Genomic DNA, 24,842 nt, shown 5'->3' with positions numbered 1-24,842 from the left:
TAGCAATATTTTAGTGTGTAATGGGGGTTTCTACTAAAAGAATATTACTTGTATGTATATTAGTTTCTTTTCTGGCGAATAGCCAAGAGAAGAAAGATTGGTACTCTTTTTTTGGAAAAATACCCAATACAGTTTCAAAACATTATTATCAGAAATTAAAAAATTCAGAAAATCCATTAGACAAGGCTCGCATAATGGATACGATTGCTACGATACACATCCAATCCGGAAATACGGATTCGATTATTTATTACGGTAACTTATTGCAAGAGCATATTTTATCAGAAAAAAGCACATTAGAAGAATTCAATATTTATCTTTCTAAATCCTATCATATCCTCGGAAAAGGAAAGCTACAGAAAGGTCTTTTTGACGATGCTATGAAACATCATCTCGATGGTATTGAGATCTCACCCATTTCAAATATGGAAAGAATGCACTATTCTCATCAGCTAGGTCTAGGAACAGTGTATTTATATCAAAAGGAATATGACAAAGCACAACCTATTTTTGAAAATTGTATCAATAACACAAAAGATACAAGTCTATCGCTTTTAGCCAACAAACTACTAGCAGATACATTCTTTTTCAAAAATGAATATTCCAAAGCAAAGTCGATATATCTTGAAGTATTAGAAGGGCTGAAACTTTACGAGAATAATAAAATAAGACTACAAACCCAATTAAAATTAGGACGAATAGATCTTTTCGAAAAAAATCTTTCTCATGCGTTAACCTATTTCTCATCGGTAAAAGATATCGCCTTAGAAAGCAAATTCTATGACTTATATATCGATGCGGTTATCCAAATGGGTATCGTTTATTACAATCAAGGCTATACACAAGATGCAGAAATAATACTATCCTCTGCTTATGTAAATACGGTACAATGGAATAAACTAGAACTACAACGCGACGTAATCAATGTACTTAGAAACTTAAAAGTTGCAGACAACGATTATAAAAACGCTTACAATCTGATGACGCAATATCTTTCTGTTTCCAACCAGATTCTTAAAGATCAGAACAAAGCGATTGTAAAAGAAATGGAGATCAAGTATCAGACTCTAGAAAAAGAAAAGGAAATACTTGCACTTAAGGAAGAACAACTATTAAAAGAAAGTGAAATTGAAAGACAACGTACTATCAAAAAAGCTTTTTTGATAGGTTTTCTAATTGTTTTACTCCCAGTCATTGCTCTATTATTTGTTTATTTCCAAAAACTAAAAACACAAATTGCGTTGAACAAATCACAAGAAGAAGTAAACTCTCAAAGAGTTCACGCGTTAATGATTGACCAAGAATTAAATCTTATCAATGCTACCATGGAAGGTCAGAATAATGAACGAAAACGATTAGCACGAGAATTACATGATAGTATAGGAGGAAATCTAGCCAGTATAAAACTGCAACTTTCTGGTGTAGATGATCAAGAAAGTTTTCAATCTAAGATCATCAAACAAATTGATGAAACCTACCATCAAGTACGCGATATTTCTCATAATTTAGCTTCCAAGAAGTTTCAGGATAATGGTGTATCTTCTCTTATCAAAGAATATGTAAATAACATAGAAAATGGTAGTAATCAAAAAATTTCTTTTAACCCTTATCCCGAAGAAAAAATCAATGAAATTGAAAGTCCATTAAAAGAAGAACTATTCAAAATCATTCAGGAATTACTTACCAATACATTAAAACATTCCCAAGCAGATCAAGTAGATATTTATTTAAATAGATATCAAACAATCTTACAACTTCTGTTTGAAGATAATGGTGTTGGGTTTGACACTACAAAAACCAGAGAAGGCATTGGTTTCGAAAACATTAGAAACAGACTAAAACTCCTTTCGGGTAGTTTAATGATAGACTCCACTATTAATAGAGGTACCGTAATTAATATCGAAATTCCCGTTTCTTAAATTAATTTTCGATTTTCTTTTCTTCCAATTTCTTTATGAAGACTCTTTAAGTATTATTTCTAGTTAATCGTAGTAAATTTCTATTGATCGACAGAAAACTTAAGTTGACCTATAGTAATTGTACACTTATCTTTTTGGACACATATATCATATAAATGCTTCTTACTTTTATACCAGAGTTATAAAAAATAGTACAGTTTGTATGAAACATAAAATAAGCAACTAGGAGTTGCCACTAGAAAGAAACATACTTTGATACTTAAACATATTGATCCCCAAAATTTCGCATCGTCATATTATGCTAAAGCTATGCATCTCGCATAGCTTTTTTTGTATTCTTTAGTTTCGTAACCAAGTATCAGGATCTAAATAAAACATCTTACGATTTCCTTGAATAACGTCTGGATCTCTTAACCACCAATAAGGGAAAGGTGTTGTAATTGAGTAATGCAAATGTGGTGGCTTTCCTATAGCGTTTCCTGTATTACCAACAGTACCCAATTTAGTTCCTAATTTTAATGGTTGAAAAGGAAAAGCATCCACTTGATCTAAATGCGCATAATAATGAAAACGCCACTTGGGGCCTAACACCATAACCGTTTTCCCTCCTTTTCTACCTTCATAAGTGTACATCACTAAACCATAAGTAGCAGATACTACATCGGTTCCCTTCTCTTTAAATATATCGATTCCCTTGTGTGTTATAGAACTTCCCCAAGGATGCGCCCAAAAAGAATTGTCATCCCAATCTTTTGTTGTAGCACCATGAACAGGAATTACCATTTTTTGAGGGATCAAAAAGCCTACACCTATTATAATAAGAGGGAACAAAGTATATTTTCTGGTTTTACGATTTCTATATAGAAAACCCATCCAAGAAAATAATGATACCAGAAAGTTTTTTGTTGTGGATGTAATCATATTATAGATAAATATACAATATTAAAACACAGCTATTTTAAAGAGCAATATTACGCATGACTTTATAGGGGTTTTTAATCCTCTTTAACAAAGGTGAATTTTCAATATTATTCTTCTATAAAAATCCCAAAACACAAAAAGGGGAAATTTACAGTAACATATTATTAGGTTTTTGCATAAACTAAAAGTAGGCCTTTGTTAAAGATCTCCTTAATAAGCTTGGTGTAATAGATTACAACAGTTTGTCTATAACATATCGCTTGTTAACTAAGTATGTTATTATTAAAAACCTATCGCATTCATATTTTGAACAAATTTTAAATGATTTTCACGCTACACTTAGGAATTCTTTCCAACTCTTTACTGCTTTATGTTTTATGGAAAAATGGTAAAAAAGAACTTCATTTTAAAGTACTTTTCATCATCTTTTTATGGATACTTCTTACACAAATAAGTTTTTTAGGATTTATTAATGAAAGTAAAGTTGTTTTTTATTCTATGTTTTTATTTCAGGATACGCTTCCAACAAGCATAGGTCCTTGCCTATATTTATATGTAAAAACAATCTTCTTTTCGAACAAACAAGTTTTCAAAAACAATTACAAACACTTTATACTTCCTCTTCTCTATCTTCTTTTTGCTAGTATTCCTAAACTAATGAGTCTCATAAATAGTTCTGAACCTTTTGGTCATCTTAGGATTGGACTTGAAAACCTTTGGGCACTTAGCAATATATATTCACTAATTTATTGTATACTGACACTTATCATTTTATCAAAAACTAAAAATCTAGTGAAATTTTATTATTCAGATATCAACTCTAATGATTTCGCCTGGCTCCAGATTTTTTTATACGGTACGATAGTTATTATTGGTATCGATATTTCCATTACTATTTATGAAGTACTAATTGGTGATATTACTTCTGCAATCGGAATTATTGCTCTTTTCGTAGTTTTTTTAATCGTTTATTTGGCATACAAAGGAATTTCACAAACAAAAGTTCTACTCCCAGACTTCTTATTAAAAAAAGAGGATATCCCTTATAAAAATAATACAAACAAAACCAGAATCATTTCCAATCAAACCAAAATCAAACATAATCCTGAAGAATTGGATATTTTATTCAAAAAATTAGAAAGATTAATTCGTCAACAAAAATGTTATCTAACTCCAGAATTAACCTTAAAATCAGTATCTGAAAAACTTAACATTTCTGACAAAAAACTTTCCTATTTACTCAATCAACACATGAGTATTAGTTTTTATGACTACGTAAATCAATTTAGAGTAGAAGAAGTAAAGAAAAAGATTGTGAACCCTTCTTTTTCTAAATACACATTGTTAGCAATTGCTCTAGAATGTGGTTTTAACTCTAAGACTAGTTTTAATAGAACGTTTCAACGTTTTGAAAAAATTACACCTTCAAAATTTAGAAACCAAGTTTTAAAAACAAAGAGTAATTACGACTTAAAGAAATTGTAATACAACAACTCTGATAAATTTCAACGCTTACTATATTTTTGCACAAAAAAGCCGCCTACATGCAGCAGGCGGCAATGATAAATTAAAGTATTCTCCTACTATAATTTACAACATATACAATGCCCTGTGATATAATAGCCAGGCTCACAAGTACCATCCGAAGAAAAATATGGTGCTCTGCATCTGTCCACTGCTATAGGAAGTAACCCTCCATTAATATTTTTTTGTTCTGATTTTTCTAAAATTTTGCCTAAAGCCTGAATTGATTTTTTCATAAGTAATGAATTAATGATTTGTATATAATTACTGTTGTTTGATGATTTGATAATGAATCTTATTAGGAATACAAACAAAATTCTGGAATACACTGAATAGATGCAGTATCGTTAAAAAGGTAACAACAACTTACATTATCACAAATAAAATCTACGGTTGGGCAATCTTGCGAAAAACCTCCATTGATTTGTTTTTGAGCATTTTTAGTAAGCACCTTTCCGAAACTTAATAATGATTTTTTCATGATGTACTAGTTTATTTATTATTAAAACATTTCGCATAACAATCCCTAATAATTACCATCTTTCAAAACAGTATTTTATTAAAGAGACTTAGCCTTTTTATTAATAAAACCAAAAACCTCCACCTGCACCAGTACAAGCTGCAGCGTACCCATTGATGGTACAATTCTCTCCTTTTTCGCGACCCACACACGCACTTGAGTAACCCACAGATCCAACACCACCAGTACCTGTTCCTGTACAACTTTTGATAATGGCAATTAGCCCACTACCAACTATTTGCTCTTGTTCATTTCTAGTCAACACTTCACCTATACTCAATAACTGTTTTTTCATATTTAAGATTTAAAATTAATATTTACTTTCAGAGTTTATTAAAGAAGGCAATTCCCCATAAAACATCTAACCGGACACCATTGATTTGTGGTATGAGCATTTCCTCCTGAACAATAATAAATGTTTCCTTTTCCATTAATTTGTTTAAGTTCATTTTTACTTAAGGTTTTCCCTAGGTTTGCTAACGATTCTTTCATTTACAAAAGTTTTAAAAATTAATTTCCCCAAACAATTCATGACACTTGGGGTTTGTGTCTTTATCTTTCATAATAGTATCTCAAAAGTAATTCTATGCAAAAAACTTATAAGAATAATTATTCTGATCTAAACGTAAAACTCTTCGAAGTAAAGTGTAAATTCCCTGAAAATCGTACCAAAAGAAGATGTGGTACCTTTTTATTTGATAATAGTTTGGAAAATGTACGTTAAATGAATGTAAAAAATGCTTTTTAAATAATAATTTATAAAAAAACAAAGGAACAAAAACATCATTGTAACAGTCTGATTATTTTGATTCACTTAACTTTTGATAATTCTATTATCCTAATTGGTTTTTAATTCAAAACCTGTTTATTGTTGGATATAACAAAACTTAATAACAAGTATGGTAGATGATCATATAGCTATGACAAAAAACAAGAGCTTCAACATATGAAGCTCTTGTTCACTAAACTATAATAGACAATTACCTTTAAAACATCTCACAGGACACCATCTATTTGTAGTATGTGCATTTCCTCCAGCACACCAGTAGATATTTCCTTTTCCGTTAATTTGTAATTGCTCTGATTTGCTCAGTTTCTTACCAAATTCTAATAATGACTTTTTCATGGTTTTAATAGTTTATTTGTTAATTAAGAATTATATAGTTTTAAACGCAGCATTGTCTAATAACAACACTACCAAAACAATACCCTTCTGGGAATGAATTTCTCCCAGCACACCATTAGATATTGCCTTTCCCATTAATTTGCTTTAACTCTTCTCTATTTAGAGTTTTTCTGTGGTTTAATGATGATTGCTTATAGTCACCTTTAGCATCTATAACAATACCCTAAACCATTTCTATAAAAATGACAGTGACCTTCTTCACAATCACTAGTGTACTCGTCATCATCTTCGTGTTCTAAATGATCAAAGTGACCACCATTGATTTGTTTTAGATGATTCCTGTCTAATACTTTCCCTAAGGTTAACAATGATTTTTTCATTAGTAATAATTTTAATAAAATGATTAAATCCCTGAACATTTTATGACAATCAAGGCGTATGTCAATTTTATATTTCAAAAAACATCTCTTATGTTAGAGAAACTTTTAGGAACGATGGTAAATCATTCCTAAAAGTAGATGTTTCATCCTTTTAAAATCTATTTATCCGCAAATAACAACTGCATAAGTTCCTTCAGTATCACATCGTAAACCTTCATTACATCTTTGATAAACGTAAGAACCATTTTTAAGACACAGACTTCCTCTTCCAAGTGTACCTCCACCATTAGTGTAATTTAAGGTCACTCTTCATTGAATATCTTTTTGTTCTGATTTACTGATTGTTTTACCAAATTCTATCAACTTTTTTTCCTGATTTTAAAAGTTTAATTAAGAATATTAAGCACAAACTCCTCCGTAAAAACCAGACGTATCACACCTGCCAGTTCCGCATTGAGAGTCGCTAGTACAAGCACAACCTCTTAAACGTCCCGGTCTGTATATATCTCCACCACCTGCACAAATATCCTCAGAGTCAGTAAAAGAAATACCTCCTTTGATTCCTTTTTGTTCATTTCTGTTTAAAGCTCTTCCTAAGTTTAACAATGATTTTTTCATAATAGATAATTTAAATTTGAATAATTTCTCTGAACATTTAATGACACCCAGAGTTTGTGTCAATACGATTACCAAACCGTTAATTATTTTTCTTTTCTATGGAATTATCCAGTACAACTAAGACAATACCCATCCAAGCACAAAACAAATCCTGCGCTGCGTAATACTTATACGACTATTGATTTTTGATTCCCCTCCTTTTGCCGTTTCTAGCCAGGTACCTTCTAGATTTGGCATTTCCAGATTTATATTGCACTTACCACATAGTAATAAGTATTATATTCTGGTTTTTGCTTTGAGGATAAACTGTGTTTTGTTTTTTCATTATTCCCTTTGTTTTCAAAAATCACTAAGAAAGAAGACCACATTTAAGAAGCTAATTATTTTCTTAAGCACTAGAAAATTGATTTTTCCTAAAAAATTATTCCTTTCATAAAACGGTATTGAATCTTTATTGAATCTTTTCAAAATGAATTTCGTTTACCTACTCTTCACACTTTTGAAATTTGTTACCCTTTTTTTTTGAAAAAAATGAAAATAAAGAAGATAAGGACTAGAAGTCCTACAATATAGTAGTATATGAAGTTGTTTTCAAAGATTTGATTCGTATCTCCGATTAACACAAAAGAGGCCCAATAATAAGGTGAAACTTCAGATAAAGAATGCTCTTTTAGATATTTTCGTTTAGCATTACTTAGTGCAGTAACTTTAGAAGAAGAAGTACTTAGATCTTCATAGAAATCTTTCATAATATTGGAAGTAGATGTGTCATTCACATTCCATAAAGATGAAACAACTGTATTTGCACCAGAATAAAAGAAACCTCTTGCTAAACTGAAGACACCTTCACCTTTATTAATTTTTCCTAGATTGGTCTGACATGCACTTAATACTACGAGATCAGAATTATTTTTATATGTGTAAAGTTCGTGAAGTTTAATTGTATCATTAAAAAAGTAAATCTCAGGTTTTTCTCCAGAGTTTGCATGAGTAGCTAAATGGATTATTCTAGCTTCTTCACTCTTCTTCATAAACATTTCTTTACTTGCCTGATCCAATAAATACGTTTCCCCTTTTACCACGGCACTTATAGACAAAACCTCTTTTTCGGTGGTACTCAACTCAGAAAGATTTGCATTGGAAAATTGAATCGGTGCAAAACCAATAAAATCAGTGTTTGTATTTCTTCTAGTCTTACTGTTATATTCTAAAAAAGATGCAGAGTACGCATAACTAATGTCATTTTGCTCAATTAAATACTCTAATGATTCCTTACTTACGTTAAAAGCTTCAAAAGGAATGTTTTGCATTGTAACATCCGGAATACATAGTAAATGTTTATTCTTAATCAATTTTTTAAGATGTTCTCCTGGAAAAAGTTGTTGATATAATAAGTATGAAACTTCTCTAAAAGCGTTTAGTTCTTTTTTCTTCTTTAAAGGTCTTGATATTAAACTTCGATATTGCTCTAACTTAATTAATAAGTCATTAGTGTTTTTTACTTCGAAACTAAATGTATTTCTAGAAGTAATAACAAGTCCAAATATATTTTTCTCTTCATTATTTTGTTCATCTAAGGCATACTCGATAATTACCGTATTCGGATCTAAATTTTTCTTTACCTCTGACAATGAAATCTGTTCTATTCTCAATTTTTCATCAAAGTATTTTGGATTTACTTTGTATAGTGAATCATTAAAAGCTTGATAGATTTTTTTTAATTCGAATAAAGAATCTTTCTCCTTGGTATAGACATCTTGGTTTTGGTTTATGTTATCTTCTAGATTTAAAATGCTTTCTTTTAGTGCTAATCTTTTGTCCAACAATTCTTTTGGTAAATCGTATTGAACTGTATTTTCTTTAATGCTTTGTATTAGCAATAAAGCCTTATTCTTTTCCATAAAATGAAACATTACATCTTTATCCTCTAAAAGACAAGCTGCACGCACACCCTTGACATAAGCATCTGATGCTTCTTTTCGCCATAATAATTTTGTATTAATCTCAAAACTATTCTCTAAAATAACAGTTACAAGTCGATCACTAATTGTTACTGTATGGATAACTTCTTTCAGATACTTAGAATCTTTAGTTTTTTTGTATAACTGAAACAGAATATTTATTTTGATTTTAATTGCCTTAAAAACATCTCTTCGATCTCCAGTTTCAAACAATTGATATTGTGAAGGAATGTCACTAGTAATATTTCCATTTTGCCCAAAGCTCCAACTCAAAGAAGTTTCAATATTCTTTAATGCTAACTTATAGTTCCCTTTTTCCCTATAATAATCAGAAATATTTCTATAGCTTTCAGCTTTTCGAATTTTATCATTGCTATTAAATTGCAAACTACTCTGTAGATAGAATAATGCGCTATCCTTTTGATGACGATAGTATAACTCTCCGAGATTAACGTAAGAATTAGAAATCACAGAAGAGTCATTTTCTTTTATCCCTCTTTGTAAATTTTTTGTATAATGATATTTAGCTTTACTAAAATCATTCAAATAACTGTTAGCATATAAATTAGCGTAAGTAACATTAAAGGAATAAAATTTATTTGCAAATAGCAGTCTTTGGTTTGATTCAATTAAGCTATCCGCCTTTTTTAACAATTCGATGCCATGCTTTGTAGATGTTTTGGTATCTAGCTCATTGCAAATAATTGTAGTATTGATATACAGAGATAAGAGACTTGATTCTAATGAATAGTTCTTATTTACCTTTGTTTCTAATAAGTAAATTCCTTTTTTAGAATAATCCCAAGCTTTATATAATTCTCCTTTTCGTCTATAATACTTACCAAGTTCATCATAGGACTTCGCAACCTTTATTTGTGTAATATTAGCTTCTATTACAGTTTTAAAACAATGAACTCCTTTTCCAAACTCTCTATTTTTAAAATAAAATCTCCCTAAATTATAAAGAGCATTTTCATAAAAAGCACTTTTTTTTTGTTGGTCATTGAAATGCCTTATCTCAATCTTCGCATATTTTATAGCTAGATCGTATTTTTTCTTATTGTACCATTGTACAGAAAAAAAATGCGCCATTTCTATAATATGTGCAGTATCTTTCGCAAAGTGTAAGAATCGATCACTCTCTATCTCTCTAACTACCCTTTTGTCTTTCTTGAGTTTTACAAATTCTTCATAAGAATTTTGGCCACTCATAGGTACTATGTATCCTATAAGCAGCCAAAAGTAGATGAGATATTTAATCTTGTTTATTCTCAATATTTAATTAATCACAAACAATATTTGGATCATTAATTGTATATGTTCTATAATCAATTTTAATAAGTACTGATTTTTCTACAGGATCCTCAGCTTCAATAGGATCTGTAGCTCTTCGATTCAAATCTTGATATGGAGCGTCTTCCCAGTTGTGTATAACTAAATCTCGATAACTCCAAGTTTCTCCGTTAGCGTTTAGCGAACAAGCTGTTACAGTAACTGGTCCATGCTCCGTCGCGTGTCTAGCTCTAATTTCTGCTTTCTGAGCTTCGGTAGCTCCTGCTTCATAAATTACCACCACTTCTATATCTTCGATCGTATACTGCACAGGAGTGCCATCTACAAAGGTTAAATCTGGAAATGCAGAATTAGTATTTCCTCCGGGGTTTCTAAAATTCTTTGTGGTAATCGTTTCAGTCTCTGTAAGTTCTTCGTTTTGTTCACAAGCAAACAAGAACAGACAGCTTAGCACTCCTAAAATAATGTTTTTCCTCATTTTTTTTACGTTATTTATTTCCCTACTCTTCATAAAAAACTGAAAAGTTACCCAAGCAAAAGTATAAAATTTTATTTTTGCGTTTTAACAATTATTTATGGACGGTAATTTTTTTCTACAAGAGCTTGCGAAAGAAGATTCGAGAATAATTACACAGATATACGATAAAAACTTTCCTTCAATTAAAAAGTTTATCCTTCTCAATAGTGGAAATACTGAAGATGCAGAGGATATATTTCAGAAAGGTCTTATTCAAATAATAATTAGATACAAGAAAGAAAAATTTACTATCTCTGGTAGTTTTGATGCTTATTTAATAGCCATTTGTAAAAATTTATGGCGCAGAGAGTTAAATTCTCATAAAAAGAGGGTAACAAATGTAGAAAAAGTTGAAGTACATGATGAATATATAGATAATTCATATGCACTTATTGAGCAAAAGAGACAAGAATTATTTATCGAAAAATTTGCGGAAATTACTGGTAATTGTAAAGAGATCTTAACACTCTTCTTTGCAAAAACACCCTATGAGGAAATTGTTGCCAAAACAGAATATTCCTCCGAATTGGTTGTAAGACAACGAGTATTTAAATGTAAGAAACGACTGACGGAGTTAATTAAAAAAGATAAAAGGTATAATTCACTTAAAGAATTATGAGTTTAGAAGAAGACATATTAATTGAGCGTTTTTTAAGAAATAAACTTTCTGAAGAGGAACGAAATGATTTTTTAGATAAAATTACTATTGATCTTGATTTAAGAGAAAAGTTTCTTTTAGAGAAACAACTTTTTGAAACTCTAAATGAAAAAGAATGGAGTTATGCCTCAAAAATAAACACCACTGAAGTAGAAGAATATGCTACATTGTTTCGTGATAATTCTGATAGATTAAAGCACGTAATTCAAAAAGCTACAACCACCCAAAAGCGTAAAGTCAAAATACGAAGATTGACTTTCTTTTCTGCTGTTGCAGCAGCTGTAATATTTGCTGTACTTATTAACTTTTATCCTCAGGACGAGTCATTCACTATCGATGAAATATATGCAAATTATAATACAGATGAACTACCCTCTCTTGTCACTAGAAATTCCAAAGAAGTACAAAAAGATCTAACCTTAGCTGAAAGAAATTTCAAAAATAAAAACTATAAAGAAGCATTACTATACGTTGATAGATTACTCAAAGTAGATACAGAAAATAGCACATTATATCTGTATAAGGCAATATCTCTAACCGAAACAGGAGAATTTGCCATGTCCGAGGCTAGTTTGGATATTTTCATTCATAGTGATCTTGTTGATTCAGAAAAAGGATATTGGTACAAAGCTCTTTTATATTTAAAAGCAAAAGATCTAGAGAAATGCGAACAAATACTACAAATTATAATTAAGAATTCTTATTTTAATGATCAAAAAGCTAAAAGATTACTGAAAGATCTCGATACATATGAACAATAAATATTGTTAACCGAACTTCAAAATGTAGGAATAGAAGCTGCTAAAACTTCCTTCTCATAGTGCGTAATTTTATTGTCTACAGAAAACTCAAACTTCATAATCATCGAAGATTTTTCTGCTTGCATGATATATGATTTTTCTCCATCTTTTTCTGAAATCATTCGACAGTCTTCTATCATTCCTAAGGTCTGATTCGTACTGTCTAGAAAACGATCAATTTCTTCCATAGTCATTTTCTCTTGATACTTTTCGTCTAATAAATCAAAAATCATTGATGGAGAAAGATAATTATATCCTTTGGTAAAATCTGCAATAATTATGTCTTTATCATCCAGATTCTGAGCAGAGATTGTGTGAATAAAAAATACGGTAAATAAAAAATATAATGGTTTCATGTTGGGGGTGTGTATTGATTATTCTTTACGTAAATGTAAGAAAAAACTTCAAAATAAAAAATAATTTTATCGATTAAATACATTTTTTATCGATTAAACAAACAATAATATCAAAATGTTATCCCTAAAATGCTGTCAAAAAATATAAAAAGATAAAGTCTGGTTTACTTGATTAAAATTTTCATCGACTCCTACTAATTTTTACTCACATAATACTATGCTCGTTTTCTATCTTTATTTAAATTTGCTTCTTTAATGCGAAAGGGATACTAGCGGCATCCTTTTGTTTTTTAATTCTGAGCTTGTAGAATGAAAAAACAAAAGATATAGCGAATAGCCCGACCACGAGGAGACGAGTGGAATCGCCCAAAACAAAAACAATGTTAGTTGCACAACAAATCATAGCCAATAAAGAGGAGTACATTAAAGCTCTAGCCAAAAGAAATTTTGATGCTGCTGAGATATTAGAAAAGGTTATCAGTCTAGACGAAGAGCGTCGTGCTACGCAATCAAAATTAGACACCATAAAAGCTGATTCTAATAAATTAAATAAAGAAATTGGTTTTTTATTTAAAAATGGAGAACAACAAAAGGCTAATATTCTAAAAGAAAAAGCTTCTCAAATAAAGGAAAGTATGAATTCTTTGGAACATCGACTTCCAGAGGTAAAAACGGAACTTACTGAACTTTTGTATACGATTCCGAATATCCCTCATGATTCTGTTCCTAATGGACAAAGTGATGAAGATAATGAAGAAGTATTTAGAGAAGGAGAAATTCCTGTGTTAGAAGAAGGGGCATTACCTCATTGGGAATTAGCGAAGAAATATGATATTATTGATTTTGAGCTTGGTGTAAAGATTACAGGAGCCGGATTCCCAGTATATAAAGGAAAAGGAGCACGATTACAACGTGCACTAATTAGTTACTTTTTAGATAAAAACACGGCGGCTGGTTATAAAGAGTACCAAGTACCTCATTTGGTAAATGAAGCTTCTGGATATGGAACTGGTCAATTACCAGATAAAGAAGGACAGATGTATCATGTAACTGCAGATGATCTATACCTGATACCTACGGCAGAAGTGCCTGTAACAAATTTATTTAGAGATAATTTGGTAAATGAAAATGATCTTCCAATTACTTGTACTGGATACACACCTTGTTTTAGAAGAGAAGCTGGATCTTATGGAGCTCATGTAAGAGGGTTAAATCGTTTACATCAATTTGACAAAGTAGAGATTGTTCGTATTGAAAAACCAGAAAACTCTTATGAAGCATTAGATGGAATGGTCGCTCATGTAAAAGAAATTCTGAACGAACTTAAATTACCTTACAGAATTTTAAGATTATGCGGTGGCGATATTGGTTTTACTTCTGCACTCACTTACGATTTTGAAGTTTTTTCTACCGCTCAGGATCGTTGGTTAGAAATTAGTTCTGTATCAAATTTTGAATCTTATCAAGCGAATCGTTTAAAACTTAGATACAAAGATAGTAATGGTAAAAACCAATTAGCGCATACGCTAAATGGTAGTTCTTTAGCTCTACCGAGAGTACTTGCTGGAATTCTAGAAAACTATCAAACACCTAATGGAATTAAAATTCCGGATGTGTTGGTTCCTTATTGTGGATTCGAATATATTGATTAACACATACTATAATGAATAGTTAGCATACTAGTTTAACAGTATCTATAACATTATATCAAAGCGCATTTTGCTATATTTACAAAAAAACTTGCAGAATGCGCTTTATTGCTATCATTATATTTTTAGCTTTCTTAACGCCTGTTTTCGGTCAATCCGAACAATTGGCAAAGAACTATGTACAGCAAGGTCAATATGAAAAAGCACTTTCTATTTATCAAAAGCTTCATTCTAGAAACCCAAATAGAACTACTTATTTATTAGGTCTTGTAGAAGCTCACCAGCAGCTAGAACAATTTGATAAAGCAGAAGAAATTCTGAAAAAGCAGATTGAGAGAAAACCTAGTAATGCGCAATTGTTAGTGGAACTTGGGCATCATTATGAAGTTCAGGGAAACCCGGAAAAAGCAAAAATGTATTATGATAAGGCTATTAAAATATTTAATAGTAATAATGTAAATGCTGCTTATTCTTTAGCTCAGACTTTTGAAAAATATAACCTTTTGGATCAAGCTGCTTTGATCTATGAGAGAGGTATGGCCTCTAATCCAGGTTCTAATTTCAACGTACAACTTGCCAAGATCTATGGAGAACAAGGAAAACTAGAAAAGATGTTCAATAGTTACCTTTCTCTGCTCATTTTACAACCCAATTACAAAAATATTGTACAGCGAAATTTTAGTCAATATATAACTGAAGATCCTTTTAACGAAGCTAATGTTATCTTCAGAAAATTATTGATTAAAAAACTACAACAAAATCCAGATATCATTTATAACGAAATGCTCAGTTGGCTTTTTGTACAGCAAAAGGATTTTAAAAAAGCTTTTGTGCAAGAAAAAGCAATTTACAAACGTAAAGATGAAGGTCTGCAAGGTATTATCGGGCTTGCCAGAATTGCCATAGGCGATAAAGACATCAAATCCGCAACGCAAATTTTGGATTATATCCTTAAAGCTCCCGCTGGAAACGACATGAAACTTACTGCCCATAAGATTATTCTAAAAGCAAAAACAGATCTGGCAGAAAAAAAAGACTATAAAGAAATTAATAAGCAGTATACAGAAGTATTTAAGACCTATGGAAAATCTCGAGAGACTATCGGATTACAAATAGACTATGCTCATTTCTTAGCTTTTAATCAGGATGAAAAGCAACAAGCAATTGATTTTTTAAAACGCCTATTAAAGGAAGAAAAACTATCTAGATTTCAGTCATCTAGAGCAAAAATGAAAATTGCGGATATCTTGGTATTGGATCAAAAGTTTAACCAAGCATTAATTTATTATTCTCAGGTACAAAATGCCCTAAAAAATAATTTTCTTGCCCAAGATGCACGTTTTAAAGTGGCAAAAACCAGCTATTATAAAGGGGATTTTGCATGGGCGCAAACACAACTGGATGTTTTAAAATCATCAACTTCTCAGTTGATTGCAAATGATGCAATGGAATTGAGTCTCATTATTAGTGACAATTCATTAGAAGATTCTACACAAACAGCTCTTAAGATTTTTGCCAAAGGAGACTTATTATCTTTTCAGAATAAAAACCTGGAAGCTATTGCCAAATATGAAGAAATTTTGGTCAATCATAAAGGAGAAAAGATAGAAGATGAAGCCTTTCTGAGACAAGCTAAATTATTCGAAAAAGAACAGGAATTTGAAAAAGCGAAGGTGAATTATCTAAAAATTATAGAATTCTATCCTGATGACATTTTAGTAGATGATGCTTATTATTGGTTGGCTGAGCTCTATGTAAACCAACTAAACCAACCTGAGAAAGCAAAAGAATTGTATGAAAAGCTCATTTTTAATCATGCAGATAGTATCTATTTTGTAGATGCGAGAAAAAAATATCGTGCACTACGTGGTGATGCTATAAATTAGATTCGCTTTTAATCACTTGTCACTTTAAATATTAACTAAGAAGTAATAGTAGGTCTTAGCTTCTTTGTACCTTTGTCTGCTATTAATAATTTTTGGAGTAGCAATAGTAAAGAAGAATATTCGCATGTATATATATAACGTAACTATCAATATTGAAGAATCCAAAAACGAAGAGTGGTTACAATGGATGAAAAGTGAGCATATTCCAGATATGTTAGCAACAGGAAAATTTAGCAAAGCACTAATGACTAAAGTTTTGGTAGATGAGGAAATGGGTGGTATTACTTATTCGGTGCAGTACACTACCGATAGCAAGCAAACTTTAGAGAAATACTATCAAGAAAATGCAGAGCAATTGCGTGCTAAATCTAACAGATTTGCTGGTCACTTTGTTGCTTTCAGAACGGAACTAGAAATTATTAGTGAACACTAATTCATACCTAAAAAAATTAAAAATAGATTTGTGAAGACATATCATGCGTCCATACTATATGCTATCAAAATTTTCGGTCTCATTGTTTGTGCTGGCTTTGCGGTATTTATTATAAGCCTATTCATTAATATCGTCTCATTTTTTGTAGAAAGTTCACTATTCGAAAAAATTGTTGTTGGCATTCTTACCATTTCATTTTTAATAGCTGCATTTTTAATTATTAGATCGAACAATCCATCGATAAGCTTTCACGAGAAGTATATGCGTATTGGACGTCAGGAAATTCCATATGAAATTATAGCTAGTTTTCATAGCGCAAAAGGAGGTTCAGAACCGTATTTACTAACCAAACAGGGTCATAAGATTGATCTTGAAATTTCCTGGTTTAGAAAAAAAGATCGATTAGAAATCGAAAAGACTCTTGTAGAGAAAATCAATCCATCATAGCATGTCATCTAAATTTAAAAAAAATAAAAAGCAAGGTTCTCAAGATAAAACCAACTATGAGAAAACTGCTGTACGTGCTAAAAAACATTTGGGCCAGCATTTTTTAAAAGATGAAAATATAGCGAGAAAAATAGGTGATACTCTAACGCTAAATAACTATACTAATGTTATTGAGATTGGTCCTGGAATGGGCGTACTCACCAAATACATACTCCAGAAAGATCTCAATCTGGTTGCTATGGATTTGGATACAGAATCTATTGCGTATCTCAATACAAATTTCCCTTTAGAACATCCAGAAATAAAGAATGGAAAAGGTAGCTTTACAGTGATCGAAGCGGATTTTTTACGATTTGATCTTGATACTTTATTTGATAACGAACCTTTTGCGATAACTGGGAATTTCCCTTATAATATATCCTCACAAATAGTCTTTAAAACCTTAGAAAGGAAAGAAAGAATTCCAGAATTTACGGGCATGTTTCAAAAAGAAGTTGCCCAACGTATCTGTGAAAAACCAGGAAGTAAAACGTATGGTATTTTATCCGTATTAACTCAAGCGTTTTATGATGCTGAGTACCTATTTACCGTACCTCCATCTGTTTTCAATCCTCCTCCAAAGGTAGATAGTGGCGTATTGCGCTTGATCAGAAAGGAAAACTATACATTGCCATGTAACGAAAAACTATTTTTTAGTGTAGTAAAGACGGCTTTTGGCCAACGTAGAAAAACTTTAAGAAATAGTTTAAAAACATTTCAATTACCTGATGATATTAAAGAGATGGACTTATTCACCAAAAGACCTGAACAATTAGATGTTACTCAATTTATAGAACTTACCTTACTCATAGAAAAAACGGTGAATTAATTCATTTAACATCATTGTAAAGTGCAATTCATTTCTTTGGTTATCTTTGTGAGCGTTTGTAAAGAATTCCTATAAACGAATATCCTATGGCATTTGAGATTTCCGATAAATTTATTGACCAAGTGAAGCACCTTGTGGAAACAGAAGGGGATGTTCATTTGCAAGAAATGCTTGAGGAAATTCATTTTGCGGATATCGCAGAAATAATAGGCGAACTCAACCTTTATCAGGCAACCTACATTATAAAACTACTAGATAGTGAAAAAACTTCTGAGGCTCTTATGGAGTTAGAAGAAGATTTTCGTGAACGTATTTTAGAAAACTTATCTGTAAAAGAAATTGCAGAAGAGTTAGAAGAAATGGATACGGATGATGCCGCTGATATTATTGCCGAATTACCTGATCATCGTGCAGAAGAAGTAATTGCCGAAATAGAAGATGAAAAACATGCAGAAGATATTAAAGAACTGCTGTTATATGAAGAAGATACTGCTGGTGGGTTAATGGCTAAAGAATTAGTGAAGGTAAAAGAAACTTGGACAGTAGCGGGTTGCGTGCGTGAAATGCGCAGGCAAGCAGAAAAAGTTACCCGAGTACATTCTATTTATGTAGTTGATAAAAAAGGTAGACTTAAAGGACGATTATCTCTAAAGGATTTACTTACTGCTTCTGCCAAGGCATATATTAAAGATGTATATATTCCAAAAGTAGATTATGTAAATGTAGCAACTGAAGGAGAAGAAGTTGCTAGGATTATGCAAAAATATGATTTGGAGGCAATTCCGGTTGTTGATAATGAGACCGTTTTATTAGGTAGAATTACCATTGATGATATGGTTGATTTTATCAAAGATGAAGCCGAAAAAGATTATCAAATGGCAGCTGGTATTTCTCAGGATGTAGAAGCCGATGATAATGTATGGGAGCTTACAAGAGCACGATTACCATGGTTAGTTTTAGGACTTTTTGGTGGTTTAGGTAGTGTGTTTATCATGCAAGATTTTGAAGATGTCATGAACAACCCTCAAATACGAGACCTATTCTTTTACACGCCTCTTATTGCCGCTATGGCAGGTAACGTAGGCGTTCAGTCTTCTGCTATTATCGTTCAAGGTTTAGCCAACGACAACGTAAAAGGAAGTCTTTGGAACCGTTTATTAAAAGAAATTGGATTAAGCTTAATCAACGGTGCTGCTCTTGCTTTATTGATTATTCTTTTTGGTATGATCATGGGATACGAAATATCCTTTAGTCTTACCATTGCTATCTCGCTAATGAGCGTAATTATTGTAGCTGCTTTAATAGGCACTTTCGTACCAATTATTTTAGACAAAAGAGGAATAGATCCCGCCATTGCTACCGGACCTTTTATCACCACTAGTAATGATATTTTTGGAATTTTCTTATTCTTTTATATTGCCAAATTAATCCTCGAATTTTAGCCATAACATTCAGCTAAGTATTGTATCTTATTCCATTAGAACAATGCATTCTTTATGATATGAATACTGAAATATTTGAATATAATATTACTGTTCCTGCGTCGGCAATTGATGATATGAATCACGTAAATAATGTAACCTATCTTCAATGGGTACAAGATATTGCCAAAAAACATTGGGAAGCGAAGACGAGTAACCAATTAAGAAACACCTATGTTTGGGTTGTCCTTAATCATTATATAGAATATCATCACCCCTCTTTTGAAAATGAAAAGTTGATCATAACCACCTGGATTGATCATCATCGTGGTGCAAAAAGCGAACGACATACCAAAATCATAAATGAAGCAACCAAAAAGGTGATAATAACAGCCAAAACCTCTTGGTGCTTACTACATAAAGAAACGTTAAGACCCACAAGAATCACCGAAGAAATAAGTACCTTGTTTTCATATCAATAATTTATCAATCGAAAACATGGAAGCAATAAACATAAAAGACAAACTTTCGCAATTTAATAAGCAATGGCATCCGCATCGTATTGCAACCGTTGATGATAATCAAATTTATCTAGCAAAAGTATGTGGTGATTTTGTATGGCATAAGCACGATGATGAAGATGAACTGTTTCAGGTAGTAAAAGGTACTCTTTACATGAAATTTAGAGATAAAACTGTAAAGGTTGAAGCTGGTGAAATTATTGTGGTACCCAAAGGTGTTGAACATTGCCCAACCACAAAAGATAATGAAGAAGTACACCTATTATTATTTGAAAAGGCAAGCACTAAACATACTGGAGAAACCATTTCCGAACGAACTGTATCTGAATATATTGATATTTAGAAAAGGCTTTTGATTTATAAAAAGCATCTATCTTGAATCTTAAATTATAGGGGTTATGAGTTTAAATAGAAGAACTTTTATACGTAACATTGGTTTAGCTGCTGGATATAGTCTTATTCCTTCTCAATATTTACTTGCTAATTCATCTGAAAAAAAGTTAGGCGTATGTCTTGTTGCGCTTGGAAACTATAGTACCACTGTGTTAGCACCTGCTTTGCAATTAACCAAGCATTGCAAACTTACAGGAATTGTTACTGGAACGCCTTCTAAAATTCCTATTTGGCAACAAAAATATGGCATACCGGACAAAAATGTTTACAACTACGAAACGATGGATCGCATAGCGAACAATCCAGATATAGATGTTATTTACATCGTTTTACCCACAGGTTTACATGCAAAATATGCAATTAAAGCTGCTAATACTGGAAAACACGTTTGGTGTGAAAAACCTATGGCAAAAACAGAAGAAGAATGTCAATCCATTATAAAAGCATGTCAAAAGAATAAAGTGAAACTAGCTATTGGATATCGTATGCAGCATGAACCTAATACTCAAAAAGTTATACAATGGGCATCGACTAAACCTTATGGTAAAATAAAAACCGTTCATGCTGAAATAGGTTATTACGTAGGAAATCCAAAAAAAAGCTGGAGATTGGATTCAAAATTAGGTGGTGGAACAATGTATGATTTAGGAGTGTATTCCTTAAATGCTGCTCGATATGCTACCGGTGAAGAACCTATTTCTGTAATAGCTGAACAAATGACTACTAGACCAAACATATTTACAGAAACTGATGAAACTACTCATTTTACACTAGAGTTCCCATCAGGAGCAATCGCATACGGAAAAACAAGTTTAGGTCATGATATGCATAGACTTCATGTTGATGCAGCTAATGGCTGGTATCAATTGCAACCATTTTCTATGTATTCTGGCGTAAAGGGAACGACAAGTGATGGGAAAAAGTTGGATGCCTATATCGCTAACCAGCAAGCGAAACAAATGGATGATGATGCTCTTTCTATCATAAACAATACTGATATGATTGTTCCGGGAGAAGAAGGAATTAAAGATATTAGAATTGTGGAAGCTATTTATAAATCAGCTAAAACTAAACATAAAATATCCTTAACATAACAAGTTAACACCTATTATGCTCATACTAAAAACAATAAGACAACACTGATAAAGAATTTATAACTCCTCTTTACAAGATCTTACAGCTTCATAAAAAAGTCGATAATCTGTAGTAGTTACTACGTTTCCCTTTGTACTTAATCTAACCGTTCCATTTTTTGCTATTTCGCTATAAGGAACTTGTTTTTTTACATATCCCTTGTATACAAATTCGAAATAACTATTCTCATTTAACTTACTAGGGTTTACCAAAAAGTCATACAATCCATCTTCGTCTGTATAGGCTTTCATACAGGTATTCTCGTCTACAACCAATTTTACAGCAACATACTGGATTTTCTTTTTACGCTTACCTAAAACTTTTCCTGTAAGTAATTCATCTTCGGTTATTTCCTCTATGCCTTCATTTTCAGTAAGGCCTTCGCTTTTTTGTTGCGACTTGCAAGAAACAAGTAGTGATAAAACAAATGATAATAGTAGTAGTATTCTCATAGTATAGTAATTTTGGGTTTGTACATTATAAGCTAAGTATAGTGAAAAAAAACTGAAATTTCCGCTATTTTTTATAATTCTCGGTCAAGTTACAAAATAAAATTACTTGTTTCACATAACTTAGGTAGTGTTTTTTTATAATATGTTAAAAAATGGCAACTTCTTCATCGAACCCTCTTAAAAACATATAAACCATCTAAAGATTTAGATGGTTTACTAGCAATTCTTTTTTATTTATAACACTACTGGTAAAAATATAATTACCAAAATGCGGTTTTCTTTAGTTCTTAATCAACTTATATGTTTTGCTATTTGGTATATCTAATCGCACAAAATAAGCTCCAGAACTTAGATCTTTGATATACCCTTTATTTATTGAATAAACTCTTTATTACTATTGTTTTTATAAACTACTTATTATTCAAAAGCATAATCTTCATAACGCTAAAAACACGTATAAATACGATATTTTCCCTCATTCTTATTTTATAGTTTTAACCTTATTAAAACCTACGCTCAAAATTCAAAACCATATGACTACTACAGTTAAAAAAAATCCTACCTCTAATACATCTAATGAGACAAATGCAACAAAAATAATTCCTGGAATATCGGAAAACATCATTCAAACTCTTAGCGATGAAATAAATAATATGTTATCCTACGCCATTTTTAATGGTATTACAATTAATACGGAAGTAAACACACTAATTCAAAATAGCTCTGTGGATGATCTTATTAATGCTCATAATTTATTATGCAAAAACGTTGCTCCTGCTACTCCAAAATCCATTGAATTTATAAGAAAAATTAGAGAGCAAGGTAAAGGGAAAAATTTCCTTAGTAAATTACCGATTCTAAGAAACCTAGTACTGTTATCCTTAATCTTTCTAGTCGCATTTATTGTTACCGGAATTTCTCCTGAAGTAAATAATGATTCGCTAGACAAAGGCATCATGGAGAATCAAGGTATTTCTTTATTGCTCAACCTTGGTTTTTTAACATCCATATCAGGATTAGGAGTACTTTTTTATCTGCTAAAAAATGCAAGTACAGCAGTTAAAAACGGAACTCTAGTTCCCGAAGACACCATATATTATGCTGCTCTTATTATATTAGGTATAATCGCTGGAATTATTTCGTCAGAAATTATTTCATTTTACCAGGAAGATGGTAAGAATATCAATCTATTTAATAAAAGTTTATTAGCATTAATAGGAGGATTTTCTTCGGATGCAATTTTTAGTATTCTCCAAGGAATCATAGATAGAGTAAAAACGATTTTTATTCCCTCAGCTACATAGGAATACAACAAAATTAACACTCGTTATACTTTTAATCTTTTATTAACTATTTTTCGACCTTTTAAGAATACCTTACAAATTAATTTATCTTGTAGACCAAGTGGATGCTGGAGTATAACTAAAAGTATTTTGAGCATCGAAGTGTCTTTTTACAAAATCAAAAGTCAACCAATAGTTATTCATGAAAATATTACACATAGATGAAAATCATCCCTTACTTATTAAACAATTAGAAGCGCTAGGATTTCAAAATGATGAGGATTATGAAGCGATAAAATCTGAAATAGAAGAAAAAATAGATCGATATGATGGCGTAATTATAAGAAGTAGATTTAAAATTGACAAAACATTCATAGATAAAGCAACAAATCTAAAATTCATAGGACGTGTCGGAGCCGGTTTAGAAAGTATTGATATAGAGTATGCTCAGAAAAAAGGGATTCAACTTTTTTCAGCACCTGAAGGAAATCGAAATGCTGTTGGAGAACATGCGTTAGGAATGTTATTATCTCTTTTTAATAAATTAAACACCGCAGACCAACAGGTAAGAAAAGGAGCTTGGAATCGAGAAGAGAATCGTGGAATTGAATTGGATCTAAAAACTGTTGGTATTATAGGATACGGAAATATGGGGAGAGCATTTGCTCGTAAACTAAGAGGATTTGATGTAGAAGTAATTTGCTATGATATTAAAGAAGATGTAGAAAATAGTGATGCTACACAAGTAGACTTAGAAGAACTCTTTGAGAAAACAGATGTGTTGAGCCTACATACTCCTTGGACTCCATTAACCGATAAAATGGTCAATGCTTCGTTTATCGATAACTTTAAAAAACCATTTTGGCTTATTAATACAGCAAGAGGAAGAAGTGTAGTTACTAAAGATTTGGTGAATGCTTTGGAATCAGGAAAAATTTTAGGTGCAGGATTGGATGTGTTAGAATATGAAAAATCTTCATTCGAAAACCTATTTACCTCAGAAAACGAAATGCCAGAGCCTCTAAAAAAATTATTACAATTCGATAATGTTATCTTAAGTCCGCATATTGCAGGGTGGACTATTGAATCTAAAGAAAAATTAGCACAAACAATTGTAGATAAAATCAAAGCCCAATTTTGTTAAAAGAAATTTTCACAACACTGGTTTCTACTTATACTAATGACTCTCAAGTCATAGACCCTCTTTGGAGTCAAATATTGAAAAAACACAATAAGAAAAATCGCTATTATCATAACGTATCACACCTAGAAAATGTATATCAGAAATTACTAGTTGTACAAGACAAAATAGCTGATTGGGATATGATTTTGTTTTCCATTTTCTATCATGATTATGTTTATAATGTTCTCAAAAAAGATAATGAAGAACAAAGTGCTTTAAAGGCAAAAGAAGTTCTAGAATCATTAGGAATAGATCCACAAAGAATTGAACTCTGTACAGAAATCATCATCGCAACAAAGGGACATCAAATATCTAAAATCAATGATATTAATTACTTTACCGATGCCGATCTTTCAATTTTAGGGAGTAGTTGGCATGATTATGAAATCTATTATAAACAGGTAAGAAAAGAGTACAAATACTATCTAGATTTTATGTACAACAAAGGAAGAATTGAGGTGCTAAAACATTTCCTAAAAATGCCTCGTATTTATAAGACCGATTATTTCTTTGATAATTTTGAAAAGCAAGCAAAAGAAAATCTTCAAAAGGAAATTGCCATCCTTTCAAAATAAAATT

Annotated in this window: 29 protein-coding genes; 16 read left to right on the top strand and 13 right to left on the bottom strand. The window is 31.4% G+C overall.

Annotated elements, in window-relative coordinates:
• Positions 1-20: 20 nt before the first annotated feature.
• Positions 21-1,919, top strand: coding sequence for a tetratricopeptide repeat-containing sensor histidine kinase (locus ABD077_RS05740; RefSeq protein ID WP_343911346.1), 1,899 nt, complete (start codon positions 21-23; stop codon positions 1,917-1,919).
• Positions 1,920-2,258: 339 nt separating this feature from the next.
• Here ABD077_RS05740 and ABD077_RS05735 read toward each other — a convergent pair whose 3' ends face one another.
• Positions 2,259-2,840, bottom strand: a complete 582-nt coding sequence (locus ABD077_RS05735) for a M23 family metallopeptidase (protein ID WP_343911344.1) — start codon at positions 2,838-2,840, stop codon at positions 2,259-2,261.
• A gap of 792 nt (positions 2,841-3,632) precedes the next feature.
• Here ABD077_RS05735 and ABD077_RS05730 point away from each other — a divergent pair.
• Positions 3,633-4,325 (top strand): helix-turn-helix domain-containing protein, encoded by a 693-nt coding sequence (locus ABD077_RS05730; RefSeq protein ID WP_343911342.1) that lies wholly within the window; start codon positions 3,633-3,635, stop codon positions 4,323-4,325.
• A gap of 98 nt (positions 4,326-4,423) precedes the next feature.
• Here ABD077_RS05730 and ABD077_RS05725 read toward each other — a convergent pair whose 3' ends face one another.
• From ABD077_RS05725 to ABD077_RS05680, 10 genes are all read right to left on the bottom strand, one after another.
• A complete protein-coding gene (locus tag ABD077_RS05725; RefSeq protein ID WP_299894543.1) occupies positions 4,424-4,600 on the bottom strand; it encodes a hypothetical protein in 177 nt (58 codons plus the stop codon).
• 62 nt (positions 4,601-4,662) lie between these two features.
• Positions 4,663-4,845 (bottom strand): hypothetical protein, encoded by a 183-nt coding sequence (locus ABD077_RS05720; RefSeq protein WP_343911340.1) that lies wholly within the window; start codon positions 4,843-4,845, stop codon positions 4,663-4,665.
• A 100-nt stretch (positions 4,846-4,945) separates the two neighbouring features.
• Complete coding sequence (locus ABD077_RS05715) at positions 4,946-5,179, bottom strand: hypothetical protein (RefSeq protein WP_343911338.1); 234 nt, start codon at positions 5,177-5,179, stop codon at positions 4,946-4,948.
• 38 nt (positions 5,180-5,217) lie between these two features.
• On the bottom strand, positions 5,218-5,376 hold the full coding sequence (locus ABD077_RS05710; protein ID WP_343911336.1) for a bacteriocin: 159 nt from the start codon (positions 5,374-5,376) through the stop codon (positions 5,218-5,220).
• A 475-nt stretch (positions 5,377-5,851) separates the two neighbouring features.
• On the bottom strand, positions 5,852-6,010 hold the full coding sequence (locus ABD077_RS05705) for a hypothetical protein (RefSeq protein WP_343911334.1): 159 nt from the start codon (positions 6,008-6,010) through the stop codon (positions 5,852-5,854).
• Positions 6,011-6,213: 203 nt separating this feature from the next.
• Positions 6,214-6,390: a hypothetical protein gene (locus ABD077_RS05700; protein ID WP_343911332.1), complete on the bottom strand. Its 177-nt coding sequence runs from the start codon at positions 6,388-6,390 to the stop codon at positions 6,214-6,216.
• 162 nt (positions 6,391-6,552) lie between these two features.
• Positions 6,553-6,696, bottom strand: a complete 144-nt coding sequence (locus tag ABD077_RS05695) for a hypothetical protein (protein WP_343911330.1) — start codon at positions 6,694-6,696, stop codon at positions 6,553-6,555.
• A 93-nt stretch (positions 6,697-6,789) separates the two neighbouring features.
• On the bottom strand, positions 6,790-7,008 hold the full coding sequence (locus ABD077_RS05690; RefSeq protein WP_343911328.1) for a hypothetical protein: 219 nt from the start codon (positions 7,006-7,008) through the stop codon (positions 6,790-6,792).
• A 509-nt stretch (positions 7,009-7,517) separates the two neighbouring features.
• Entirely contained in the window at positions 7,518-10,181 is a 2,664-nt protein-coding gene (locus ABD077_RS05685) for a CHAT domain-containing protein (RefSeq protein ID WP_343911326.1), read from the bottom strand.
• 70 nt (positions 10,182-10,251) lie between these two features.
• Positions 10,252-10,740: a hypothetical protein gene (locus tag ABD077_RS05680; RefSeq protein WP_343911324.1), complete on the bottom strand. Its 489-nt coding sequence runs from the start codon at positions 10,738-10,740 to the stop codon at positions 10,252-10,254.
• Positions 10,741-10,837: 97 nt separating this feature from the next.
• On the opposite strand from ABD077_RS05680, the gene ABD077_RS05675 reads away from it, so the two are divergent.
• Positions 10,838-11,398: an RNA polymerase sigma factor gene (locus tag ABD077_RS05675; RefSeq protein ID WP_343911322.1), complete on the top strand. Its 561-nt coding sequence runs from the start codon at positions 10,838-10,840 to the stop codon at positions 11,396-11,398.
• A complete protein-coding gene (locus tag ABD077_RS05670; RefSeq protein WP_343911320.1) occupies positions 11,395-12,198 on the top strand; it encodes a tetratricopeptide repeat protein in 804 nt (267 codons plus the stop codon). The genes ABD077_RS05675 and ABD077_RS05670 overlap by 4 nt, the downstream gene beginning before the upstream one ends.
• 17 nt (positions 12,199-12,215) lie before the next feature.
• Here ABD077_RS05670 and ABD077_RS05665 read toward each other — a convergent pair whose 3' ends face one another.
• Positions 12,216-12,593 carry a hypothetical protein gene (locus tag ABD077_RS05665; RefSeq protein ID WP_343911318.1) on the bottom strand — a complete coding sequence of 126 codons (378 nt, stop codon included), beginning with the start codon at positions 12,591-12,593 and terminating at the stop codon, positions 12,216-12,218.
• Between the two features lie 380 nt (positions 12,594-12,973).
• Here ABD077_RS05665 and serS point away from each other — a divergent pair, with 380 nt between their 5' ends.
• The 9 genes from serS to ABD077_RS05620 all read left to right on the top strand — a co-directional run bounded on the left by serS (position 12,974) and on the right by ABD077_RS05620 (position 21,305).
• The gene (serS, locus tag ABD077_RS05660; protein WP_343911316.1) at positions 12,974-14,245 is read left to right on the top strand and encodes a serine--tRNA ligase; all 1,272 of its coding nucleotides are present in this window, start codon (positions 12,974-12,976) and stop codon (positions 14,243-14,245) included.
• 95 nt (positions 14,246-14,340) lie between these two features.
• Positions 14,341-16,128: a tetratricopeptide repeat protein gene (locus ABD077_RS05655; protein WP_343911314.1), complete on the top strand. Its 1,788-nt coding sequence runs from the start codon at positions 14,341-14,343 to the stop codon at positions 16,126-16,128.
• Between the two features lie 124 nt (positions 16,129-16,252).
• Entirely contained in the window at positions 16,253-16,561 is a 309-nt protein-coding gene (locus ABD077_RS05650; protein WP_299604239.1) for a DUF4286 family protein, read from the top strand.
• 30 nt (positions 16,562-16,591) lie between these two features.
• A complete protein-coding gene (locus tag ABD077_RS05645; RefSeq protein ID WP_343911311.1) occupies positions 16,592-17,008 on the top strand; it encodes a hypothetical protein in 417 nt (138 codons plus the stop codon).
• A 1-nt stretch (position 17,009) separates the two neighbouring features.
• Entirely contained in the window at positions 17,010-17,876 is an 867-nt protein-coding gene (rsmA, locus tag ABD077_RS05640) for a 16S rRNA (adenine(1518)-N(6)/adenine(1519)-N(6))-dimethyltransferase RsmA (protein ID WP_343911309.1), read from the top strand.
• 86 nt (positions 17,877-17,962) lie between these two features.
• Positions 17,963-19,318, top strand: coding sequence for a magnesium transporter (gene mgtE / locus ABD077_RS05635; RefSeq protein WP_343911307.1), 1,356 nt, complete (start codon positions 17,963-17,965; stop codon positions 19,316-19,318).
• Positions 19,319-19,377: 59 nt separating this feature from the next.
• A complete protein-coding gene (locus tag ABD077_RS05630; RefSeq protein WP_343911305.1) occupies positions 19,378-19,779 on the top strand; it encodes an acyl-CoA thioesterase in 402 nt (133 codons plus the stop codon).
• 16 nt (positions 19,780-19,795) lie between these two features.
• Complete coding sequence (locus ABD077_RS05625) at positions 19,796-20,161, top strand: cupin domain-containing protein (protein WP_299604250.1); 366 nt, start codon at positions 19,796-19,798, stop codon at positions 20,159-20,161.
• Between the two features lie 55 nt (positions 20,162-20,216).
• Positions 20,217-21,305, top strand: coding sequence for a Gfo/Idh/MocA family protein (locus ABD077_RS05620; protein WP_343911302.1), 1,089 nt, complete (start codon positions 20,217-20,219; stop codon positions 21,303-21,305).
• A 57-nt stretch (positions 21,306-21,362) separates the two neighbouring features.
• Here the strand turns inward: ABD077_RS05620 and ABD077_RS05615 are convergent, their stop codons facing one another.
• Positions 21,363-21,797 carry a hypothetical protein gene (locus tag ABD077_RS05615; protein ID WP_343911300.1) on the bottom strand — a complete coding sequence of 145 codons (435 nt, stop codon included), beginning with the start codon at positions 21,795-21,797 and terminating at the stop codon, positions 21,363-21,365.
• Between the two features lie 533 nt (positions 21,798-22,330).
• On the opposite strand from ABD077_RS05615, the gene ABD077_RS05610 reads away from it, so the two are divergent.
• The 3 genes from ABD077_RS05610 (at position 22,331) to ABD077_RS05600 (ending at position 24,838) form a co-directional block, all read left to right on the top strand.
• On the top strand, positions 22,331-23,101 hold the full coding sequence (locus ABD077_RS05610) for a hypothetical protein (protein ID WP_343911298.1): 771 nt from the start codon (positions 22,331-22,333) through the stop codon (positions 23,099-23,101).
• 181 nt (positions 23,102-23,282) lie between these two features.
• Positions 23,283-24,224 (top strand): 2-hydroxyacid dehydrogenase, encoded by a 942-nt coding sequence (locus ABD077_RS05605; protein WP_299894508.1) that lies wholly within the window; start codon positions 23,283-23,285, stop codon positions 24,222-24,224.
• Positions 24,218-24,838 (top strand): HD domain-containing protein, encoded by a 621-nt coding sequence (locus ABD077_RS05600; RefSeq protein WP_343911296.1) that lies wholly within the window; start codon positions 24,218-24,220, stop codon positions 24,836-24,838. The genes ABD077_RS05605 and ABD077_RS05600 overlap by 7 nt, the downstream gene beginning before the upstream one ends.
• The last annotated feature ends 4 nt before the right edge of the window (positions 24,839-24,842 follow it).

It is taken from the genome of Aquimarina litoralis, from assembly GCF_039523995.1.
Taxonomy (GTDB): domain Bacteria; phylum Bacteroidota; class Bacteroidia; order Flavobacteriales; family Flavobacteriaceae; genus Aquimarina; species Aquimarina litoralis.
This window is presented reverse-complemented; position numbering and strand designations above follow the sequence as displayed.